This window comes from Thermus sp. 2.9 (genome assembly GCF_000794385.1).
GTDB classification, from domain to species: Bacteria; Deinococcota; Deinococci; order Deinococcales; family Thermaceae; genus Thermus; species Thermus thalpophilus.
The window spans coordinates 1-8,407 of sequence record NZ_JTJB01000019.1 but is presented as its reverse complement, the minus strand read 5'-3'; the positions used below and the strand labels follow the sequence as shown (position 1 = coordinate 8,407).

At 64.3% G+C, this 8,407-nt stretch carries 12 protein-coding genes; 6 read left to right on the top strand and 6 right to left on the bottom strand.

The features are described 5' to 3' along the window. The 4 genes from QT17_RS05510 to QT17_RS05495 all read right to left on the bottom strand — a co-directional run. The coding region (locus QT17_RS05510) for a PIG-L deacetylase family protein (RefSeq protein WP_039457492.1) at window positions 1-485 on the bottom strand (485 nt) is incomplete at its 3' end. After that, window positions 482-1,390 carry a DUF6282 family protein gene (locus QT17_RS05505; RefSeq protein ID WP_039457490.1) on the bottom strand — a complete coding sequence of 303 codons (909 nt, stop codon included), beginning with the start codon at window positions 1,388-1,390 and terminating at the stop codon, window positions 482-484. The genes QT17_RS05510 and QT17_RS05505, both read right to left, overlap by 4 nt. Continuing rightward, on the bottom strand, window positions 1,387-2,040 hold the full coding sequence (locus QT17_RS05500; RefSeq protein WP_039457489.1) for a GntR family transcriptional regulator: 654 nt from the start codon (window positions 2,038-2,040) through the stop codon (window positions 1,387-1,389). Before QT17_RS05500 ends, QT17_RS05505 begins: the two co-directional genes overlap by 4 nt. Beyond that, window positions 2,041-3,006: a catechol 2,3-dioxygenase gene (locus QT17_RS05495; RefSeq protein WP_039457486.1), complete on the bottom strand. Its 966-nt coding sequence runs from the start codon at window positions 3,004-3,006 to the stop codon at window positions 2,041-2,043. A gap of 275 nt (window positions 3,007-3,281) precedes the next feature. Here QT17_RS05495 and QT17_RS05490 point away from each other — a divergent pair, with 275 nt between their 5' ends. The 6 genes from QT17_RS05490 to QT17_RS05465 all read left to right on the top strand — a co-directional run bounded on the left by QT17_RS05490 (window position 3,282) and on the right by QT17_RS05465 (window position 7,921). After that, on the top strand, window positions 3,282-4,043 hold the full coding sequence (locus QT17_RS05490; protein ID WP_039457483.1) for an ATP-binding cassette domain-containing protein: 762 nt from the start codon (window positions 3,282-3,284) through the stop codon (window positions 4,041-4,043). Window positions 4,044-4,134: 91 nt separating this feature from the next. Then, window positions 4,135-5,121 carry an ABC transporter substrate-binding protein gene (locus QT17_RS05485; protein ID WP_052155176.1) on the top strand — a complete coding sequence of 329 codons (987 nt, stop codon included), beginning with the start codon at window positions 4,135-4,137 and terminating at the stop codon, window positions 5,119-5,121. Window positions 5,122-5,176: 55 nt separating this feature from the next. Next, window positions 5,177-6,121, top strand: a complete 945-nt coding sequence (locus QT17_RS05480; protein WP_039457482.1) for an ABC transporter permease — start codon at window positions 5,177-5,179, stop codon at window positions 6,119-6,121. A gap of 3 nt (window positions 6,122-6,124) precedes the next feature. Beyond that, window positions 6,125-7,165 carry a LacI family DNA-binding transcriptional regulator gene (locus QT17_RS05475; RefSeq protein WP_039457480.1) on the top strand — a complete coding sequence of 347 codons (1,041 nt, stop codon included), beginning with the start codon at window positions 6,125-6,127 and terminating at the stop codon, window positions 7,163-7,165. A gap of 109 nt (window positions 7,166-7,274) precedes the next feature. Further along, entirely contained in the window at window positions 7,275-7,529 is a 255-nt protein-coding gene (locus QT17_RS05470) for an AbrB/MazE/SpoVT family DNA-binding domain-containing protein (protein WP_039457477.1), read from the top strand. Beyond that, the gene (locus QT17_RS05465) at window positions 7,526-7,921 is read left to right on the top strand and encodes a PIN domain-containing protein (RefSeq protein WP_039457474.1); all 396 of its coding nucleotides are present in this window, start codon (window positions 7,526-7,528) and stop codon (window positions 7,919-7,921) included. Before QT17_RS05470 ends, QT17_RS05465 begins: the two co-directional genes overlap by 4 nt. A gap of 26 nt (window positions 7,922-7,947) precedes the next feature. Here the strand turns inward: QT17_RS05465 and QT17_RS13995 are convergent, their stop codons facing one another. Both QT17_RS13995 and QT17_RS05460 read right to left on the bottom strand, forming a co-directional pair. Then, the gene (locus QT17_RS13995) at window positions 7,948-8,109 is read right to left on the bottom strand and encodes a hypothetical protein (protein ID WP_126165461.1); all 162 of its coding nucleotides are present in this window, start codon (window positions 8,107-8,109) and stop codon (window positions 7,948-7,950) included. A 17-nt stretch (window positions 8,110-8,126) separates the two neighbouring features. Beyond that, a partial coding sequence (locus QT17_RS05460; protein WP_039457471.1) for a fumarylacetoacetate hydrolase family protein occupies window positions 8,127-8,407 on the bottom strand: 281 nt, incomplete at its 5' end.

The following is an 8,407-nucleotide window of genomic DNA, read 5'->3' as shown; positions in this document are numbered from 1 at the left end:
GGCTGGTGGGGCTCAAAGAGGAGAAACTCCGGCGGCTTGATGGTCTTGAAGGCGCTGGCCACCCCTGCCCCCGAGGCCAGTTGCCGGGCTTTCTCCGTGGCCTGGTAGGCCACCGGGTGGTCCGGGTTGAAGGGGTCCTGGGGAGTGTGGGTGAGGAGGATGTCAGGGGCGAAGTCCACGAGGATCTCCACGAGGCGCGCCAAGGCCTTTTCGTCCACCCGCAAGGGGTAGTCCCCCAGGTCCAAGGGCAAAAAATCCGCCCCCAGGATCTCCGCCGCCCGGCTCGCCTCCTCGTGGCGGATGGCCTTGACCCGCTCCAAGGTCTGGCCGGGCTCCTTCCAAAGCTCCCCGGACTCCCCCCGCTCCCCGTAGCTTAGGGCCACCACCAAAGCCTCCCCTCCCTGCTGGACGGTGAGGGCGATCGCCCCCCCGGCCCGCCAGACGAAGTCCGCCGCGTGGGCGCTCACCACCAAAAGCCGCTTCATTCCCTCCCTCCCGCAAGCAACGTGGGCACGGCGACCGCCATGTGGTGCACCTCCTCCTCGCTAAAGCCCGCCTCCAGGAGCTTCTCGGCGAAGAGGGCCAAGCCCTCCTCCACCGGAGGGTTTTGCGGCTGGCCCAGGTCGGTGGAGAGGAAGCTCCGCTCCACCCCCACCTCCCGGAGGACCGCGAAAAGCCTTTCCCAGGGAACCTTGCCGGTGTAAAAGGGGACGAAGCACCGCTCCAGGTGCGCCCCCTGGTCCGCCAAATGGCGCTGGTCGGCCGGGGAGAGGTCCTGGGTGGGGTAGTCGGGGTGGGTCACCACCACGTGCCGCACCCCTTCCTCCAAGGCAGCCTCCACCACCTTGACGATCTCCTCCCGGGAAAGGTGGCCCGTAGCCACCACCAGGCCGTGGCGGGCGGCCACCTTGAGGACGGCGCGGGCCTCCCCCCTGAGCCTCCCCTGCCCGTCCAAAACGGAGATGGGCGGGGGAAGGAGGCCCTCTTCCCGGAGGCCCTCCATGAGCCTCGCCCACTGGGGCCGCTTTTCCGGGGGCAGGCGGTGGAGGTGGGCCACCTCGTTGGCCGCGTCCACCGTGGGGAACCAGAGAAAGCGGGCCCCGGCCCGGGCGGCCATCTCCACCGCCACGGGGTTTAAGCCCCCCACCCCGTGGTTGAGGACGAGGGCCCCCAAGGCCTCCACTCCGGGTACTGCCATCCGCACCATCTGGGCCCTTTCGGCTGTGGGGGCGAAGTGGGACTTGAGGACAAAGCCCTTTAGGCCCCGCTCCCGAAAGCGCTGGGCTAAGGAGAGGTCATCGGTTTTCCGGGGAAGGAGGTCGGGCCCTACGTGGACATGGAGGTCAAAAGCCCCTTGAACCAAAGCCCAAGCCCGCTCGGTCGCCCTCATAACCCCCCCTTGGCCTGGCGCAGGGCCAGCAGCACCCCCTGCAAGTGCTCCCGCATGGCCCGCTCCGCCGCCTCCTCGTCCCCCGCCGCCACCGCCTCGAGGATCCGCCCGTGCTCCTCTAAGGAGCTTTGCGGCCGACCCGGCACGAGGACGGTGCGGTACTGGTGCCGCACCCCCTGGGCCCTTAGGGCCTCAATCAGGCGCTGGGCGGTCTTGTGGCCGGAGGCCTCCACCAGGGTCTTGTGGAAGAGGGCGTTGAGCTCGGACATGCCCAAAAGGTCCCCCTGGGCGAAGCGCTCCCGCATCCCCGCGTGGATCTCCCGAAGCCGCTCCACGGCCTCGGGGGTCGCCCTCCTGGCGGCGTAGCGGGCCGCCAGGCACTCCAGGGCCATGCGGGCCTCGAGGATCTCCACCGCCTCCTCCTCGCCGATGGCCCGCACCCAGGCCCCCCGGTAGGGAGCGCTTTCCACCAGGCCGTCCTGCTCCAGCTTGGCGAGGGCGGTGCGGATGGCGGCCCGCCCCAGGCCGAACCGCTCGCAAAGCTCCTTCTCCACCAGGCGCTGCCCCGGGAGGAGCTCCCCCTTCAAGATGGCCTCCCTTAGGGCCTGATAGGCTTGCTGGACCTCGGTGGCCTTTTCGCCCACGGGCATCTAGGCCTCCTCCACCGGGGGCACCCCGTAAGTGTGGAAGGTTTCCACGGTCTTTAGGCCCCAGGCCTGGCCCCGCTTCCTCTCCTCCTCGTTCCAGACGATGGGCTTCCAATCGGGGGCCAAAAGGAGCCTTGCCCCGGGGCAGGCGATCTCAAAGCGGCACCCGCCGGGCTCGTACACGTAGAGGAAGAAGGTCTGCTGGATGGCGTGCTTGTGGGGGCCCGTCTCAATGAAGACCCCGTGCTCTAGGCAGATGTCCGCCGCCCGCAAGACCTCCTCCCGGCTGTCCACGGCGTAGGTGAAGTGGTGAAGCCTCCCCTTGGCCCCCAGGTGGTCCTTGGTGATGGCCACGTCGTAGGTCTTGTTGTTGCAGGTGAGCCAGGCCCCCTGCTCGGTGCCGTCGCTAAAGACAATCTGCTCGGTCACCTTCATGCCCAGGTACGTTTCCAGGAAAGTCCGCACCGCCCCCACGTCCGAGGCAAGAATATTGATGTGGTCCGGCCGCCTCAGGTTCGCCCCCCTCCCCGGGAAACGGGAAGCCTGGTTCTTGAGGGCGGGCCTCGTGGCCTCCGTGGGGGTGTACCAGACGGTCTCATAGTAGATCTCCATGAGGTGCCCATCGGGGGTACGGAAGCGGTAGGCGGGGCCGTGGCCCAAGTCCCCTTCCGTCCAGCCTTCCCCCAAGCCCGAGGCCTCCAGGGCCTTAACCCGGCGCTTTAGGGCCTCGAGGCTCTTCGTCCGGAAGGCAAGATGCCCTAGGGCAGGCGCCTTGCCCGCCGTGAGCTTGAGGGTGTGGAACTCGTAGTCGTCCCAGCCCCTGAGGTAGACCGAGTCTCCCTCCTCCCCGCTTACCGTCATTCCCATCACCTCGGTGAAAAACCAAAGGCTTTCCTCCGGCTTGGGGGTGATGAGCTCCACGTGGGCCAGGTGGGCCAGGTCGCCGTAGGGCCAGCGCTCGCAGTCCATAGGACCACCTCCTAGCCCCAGGCTAGCTAGAGTAGACCACATTGTCAACAATCCGGGTTCATCATAGCCGAACCCCCGGAAAAGGCGGATCTGCGAGAAAATGTCTCCCTCCCCCTAAACCCTCGGAGCCCTCCCCTGGTGTATCCACACTCCCGGTCAACTCCCCACCGAAGGAGCGGAGAGCAAGCGTTCGGAGAAGGGGGGATTGACAAGGAAGGGTCGCCGGAATACCATAACTGCAAACGCTAGCACCAACGTTTGCAATAGGAGGAGAAATGGCCCCGCTGCTAGAGGTCAGGAAAATTGTTAAGCGCTTCGGCCCTGTAGAAGCGCTTAGAGGAACGAGCCTAGAACTCTTTAGGGGAGAAGTCCTAGCCCTTGTGGGCGATAACGGGGCAGGCAAGTCTACCCTGATCAAGGTGATCTCCGGCGTGTACCCAGCGGACGAAGGGGAGATGCGCCTCGAGGGGCGCCCATACCGCCCTGCCACCCCCAAGGAGGCCCGGGCCCAGGGTATAGAAACCATCTACCAGGACCTGGCCTTAGCGGATGATCTGGACGTGGGGGCTAACATCTTCCTAGGGCGCGAGCCTATACGTCGGCTTTTGGGACTGCCGGTCATAGACGAGGCCCGGATCTACCAGGAAACCCGGGCTCTTCTGGAACGAATCCGCACTACCGTCACCGACCCTAGGCGCACTGTCAGGAATCTCTCTGGGGGACAGCGCCAGGCCGTGGCTTTTGCCCGGGCGCTTTACTGGAAGTCCCGGGTGGTTATCATGGACGAACCCACCGCGGCCTTGGCCCCCATGGAGGCAAAGAACGTGATCCGGTATGCCCGGAACCTAGCCCAAGAAGGGGTGGGGGTGCTTTACATCGGCCACAACCTCGTGGAAGTGCTCGAGGTGGCCGATAGGGTAGCGGTGATGCATCGGGGACAGGTCGTTTTTACCGCCCACGCAAAGGCGACCAGCCAGCAAGAGCTGGTCTACTACATGACTGGGGGAGGTGAGAACCCAGGGGAAGCAAAGGCGTGAGCCGAGAAGTAGCTGGAGCCAAGTAGGTGTTGGTGAAGCGATCGGAAGAGGTAACAAGGGAATCAGGCCAAAGGTGAAAAAGGAGGTAACCATGAAGCGGATCTTGGCGTTTGTTTTAGGGTTTGGGCTTGCCGCCAATGCGTTAGGTCAAGGACTGAGGAACATGGAGGTGGTGGTCATCGTAAAGGCCACCAACTCCCAGTTTTGGCAGTACGTTCTGGAAGGGGCCAAGCGGGCAGGGGAGTCTCTTGGCATCAGGGTTACACCCCAAGGGGCGGCGGAGGAAGCAGACATCGCAGGCCAAATCGCCATTCTAGAAAATGCCATCACTCGGAGGCCAGCGGCCATCGTCATCGCCCCCACGGCCAGTAAACCACTGGCTGCCCCCATTGAAAAGGCCACCAAGGCGGGTATTCCCGTGGTGATCATTGACTCTGCCGGAGAAACGAACCTTTACGCTAGCTTCTTGGCCACGGACAATGTGGCGGCAGGTCGGCTGGCTGCGGATATGCTGGCCGAAGCAATCCGGAAGAAGACCGGGAAGGTGGAGGGAGAAGTGGCCATTCTCAGCTCCGTACCTGGGGTGAGCTCGGTGGAATTGCGCAACAAAGGCTTCTTGGAAGGCATTAAGAAGTACCCTGGCCTCAAAGTGGTGGAAAACCGCTTTGCCAACAACGATCCTGCCCGGGCTCTCTCTATTACCTTGGACTACCTTTCCCGGTACCGGAACCTGGTGGGCATCTTTGCCAACAACAATGTCATGGGCTCGAGCGCCGGGCGGGCGCTGGAGCAACGCAACATTAAGAAAGTGGCCCTGGTAGCTTTTGACTCCGACGACCAGGAAGTGGAGCTCCTCCGCAAGGGGTTCATAGACGCCCTCATCGTCCAAGACCCATTCATGATGGGCTACGCCGGCGTCTTCTACGCCGTGGCGGCCCGGATGGGCGTTCGGTTGCCCCCCTACGTGGACACGGGAAGCCTGGCGGTCACGGCGGACAACTACAACTCCGAAGAGATCCAAGGGCTCCTAAACCCCAGCAAGCGGGTGGTCAAACCCTTCCTGGGCCCCGCTCGCTAAGGAAGGAAACCACAGGGGAGGGGGTTCCCCTTCCCTGTTTTTTGGCGGAGGAGGCATGACCGTCTTTCAGAAATCCCCCCTGGTTACCGTTTCCGCCCTCACACTGATCCTATCCTTAGCCCTAGCCGTGGTTGCGCCCCCCTTTATCACCCTGGACAACCTCCAGAACCTTATGCTCCAGGTCTCCATAGGAGCGCTCTTCGCCTTTGGGGTCCTCTTCCCCATCCTCCTTGGGGGCATCGACCTAGCGGTGGGATCCGTAGGGGCTTTGGCGGGAGTGTCCGTGGCCCTGCTCATGACCAACGGGGTTCCCATCGGGATCAGCGTCCTCCTGGTGCTCGCCCTAGGGGCCTTCCTCGGCGCAGTCCACGGCTGGGCCACCTTCCGACTGGGTATCCCTCCCTTTGTGGTGACTCTGGCGGGTTTGCAGATCTACCGGGGAGCTGCCTTGCTCCTCTCAGGGGGCACCACCATCGCTGGGCTGCCCGAGGCGTTTAACCGCTTCGCCGTCGCCAGCTTCTTGGGCATTCCCAGCCTCTTCTGGGTAACGCTCCTTTCGCTGGGAGCCTGCGGCTTCCTCCTGTCTAAGACCCGTACGGGGCGCTACTTTTACGCCGTGGGAAGCAACCCGGAAGCCGCCCGGCGGGCAGGTGTAGACGTAGCCAGGATCACTTACCTGGCCTACGCGCTAAGCGCCTTTTTTGCCTCCTTAGGGGGTGTGCTCCTGGCCTCGAGGCTGGCCATAGGCACCCCCACTGCCGCCATGGGGTACGAGCTGAGCGCCATCGCCGCCGCCGTGGTGGGCGGAGCGAGCCTTTTCGGAGGCAGGGGTTCGGTCCTCGGAACTTTCTTTGGAGCCCTTCTCTTTGCCATCATCCGCAATGGAACCAACCTGATGGGAATAGACCCCTTTTGGAGCATGGTGGCCGAGGGCTTTCTCATCGCCCTGGTTGTCTATGCAGATAGCCTGGGCCGCAGGCGCTACGCCGGGCTTCGGTGAACCATGGGTAAGCCTCCCCAAAGGACAAGCCTCGAGGACGTCGCCAGGCTGGCCGGTGTCTCCCCCTCCACCGTCTCCCGAGCCCTGAACCGCCCCGAACTGGTCTCCCCCGCTACCCGGGAGAGGATCCTGGAGATAGCCCGGTCCTTAGGCTACACACCGGACCAAGTGGCCCGCTCCCTCAAGCGAGGGAAGTCCCCAACCCTAGGACTCATCCTTTCCGATATCTCCGTGAGCTTCCATGCGGACGTTGCCCGAGGCGTGGAGGAGGTTGCCCAGGCGCAGGGATACTCCTTGATCCTCTTCCATTCCCAAGAGTCTCCTGAGCGGGAACGGGCAGGGCTGGAGCTCCTAAAGAGCTACCGGGTAGCCGGCATCATCCTAGAGCCCACGGGGAAAAACCGGGAGCTCGAGGAGGCCCTTGTCCAGGAAGGGATTCGGGTGGTGGAGGTAGACCGCATCTCTGGAGCCAAAGGCGTCCCCTCTGTGCTTTCCGATAACCTCCAAGGAGCCGCGCTGGCCGCAGAACACCTTCTCCAGGCGGGACACCGCTGGGCCTTCGTGGTAGGAGGAGAGCTGGGCCTTACCAGTTGCGGGGAACGCACGGAAGCTTTTGCCCGGCGGTTTACCGCAGGAGGAGGGGCAGCGGAGGTGTACACCTGCCCCAGCACCCCCGAAGGGGGGTACGAAGCCGCCCTCCGGTACCTAAGCCGGGGCCAACGCCCCTCCGCCGTGTTCGTCACCACAGGTCAGATGGCCCAAGGGGTCTTGCAGGCCTTCCAGGAGCAGGGCATCGCCATCCCCCAGGAAGTCTCCTTGGTGGTCTTTGATGACCCGCCGTGGGCCTCTCTGGTTTCGCCCCCCCTCACTGCAGTGCGGCAACAGGCCCAAGAGATCGGCCGGAAGGCCGCCCAAAGGGTTTTAGGAGAACGCTTTCCAGGCCGGCCCAAAATCCTTCGCCTACCCACAGAACTGGTGGAACGGGCCTCCGTAGCTCGGCTTGCCGACCCAGGAGGGTCCTACCCTCCTGACAACCCGGCTTAAAGGGCATCCATCGGCCCACGCGAGGCCACGGGACGGGGTTGGGCGCGGCGGGAACAGAATCCCTTTAGGCGACAACTTGAGGTTATACTTATAGGCAGGGGGTTATACCATGACCTACTTGGTCGGACCCAAGGGGCAGGTGGTCATCGCCAAGGAGATCCGGGAGCGCCTGGGGATAGGCCCGGGGTGGCGGGTGGTGCAGCGCCTGGCGGGAGACCACGTGGAGCTCTACTTCCTGCCACCCCCTCACCAAGACTCCTTAAAGGGCCTTCTCCGAGAAAGCATCCGTCGCACCCTTCCCGAAGAGGCTTGGTCCAAGGCCCGGGAGACCGCCTGGAAAGCCTCCTGGCAGGAGGAGGCGTGAGGGCTTTGGCAGACACCAGCCTCCTGGTGCGCTACCTCACCGGGGATCCCCCCCACCTGGCGGAGCAGGCCGCCTCCCTCCTAGATAGCCAAGAACCTGTAGGCATCACGGAAGTCGTTCTGGTGGAAACCGCCTATGTGCTGGAGTCGGTATACGAGGTTCCCCGCAAAGAGGTGGTGGACGCCCTGGTGCGCCTGCTCCAGAAGGAAAACCTGAAGGCGGTGTGCGGGGACAAGGGCCTCTGGACCCAGGCCCTCCTCCTTTGTCGTTCCTCCCGCAGGGTTTCCTTTGGAGACGCCTTGATCTGGGCCGCCGCTTTGGCCTCTGGGGTGCGGCGGGTGTACACCCTGGACCGGCGCTTTCCCCGGGAAGGAATCGCGGTGGAACCCTGATCCCGAAAGGGAAGCGCCTTTCGGAGTCACTTTTCCGTTTCCGCCTGGCGCTCCTCGAGGACAAAGACCCGAAGCCGCCCCTTGGGGGTGCCGAGGACCTCCTGGAAGATGGCCTCGGCCTCCTCCTTCACGGCCTCCTTCTCCTCCCGGGTAAGGGGCTTCTCCCGGGCCACCAAAACCTCCAGCATGGGCACAGGACCACCCCCTAAACAAAGCGCAGGGATAGCGCCCTACCCCCTGTCCCCACCAGGGTGAAGAGGTCCCCAGGGCTTGCGGGCTGCACCGGGGCCCAGGCCCCGGACATCACGATCTCCCCGGGCTCCAAGGCCACCCCGAAGGCGGCAAGGGCGTTGGCGAGCCAGGCCACCGCCTTGGCCGGATGGCCTAAGCAGGCCGCCCCCGCTCCCTGGGCCACGGGCTCCCCGTTTTTGTAGAGGACAAGGCCCAGGGTGGAAAGGTCCTCCTCCAAAAGGGCCCGCTCCCAAG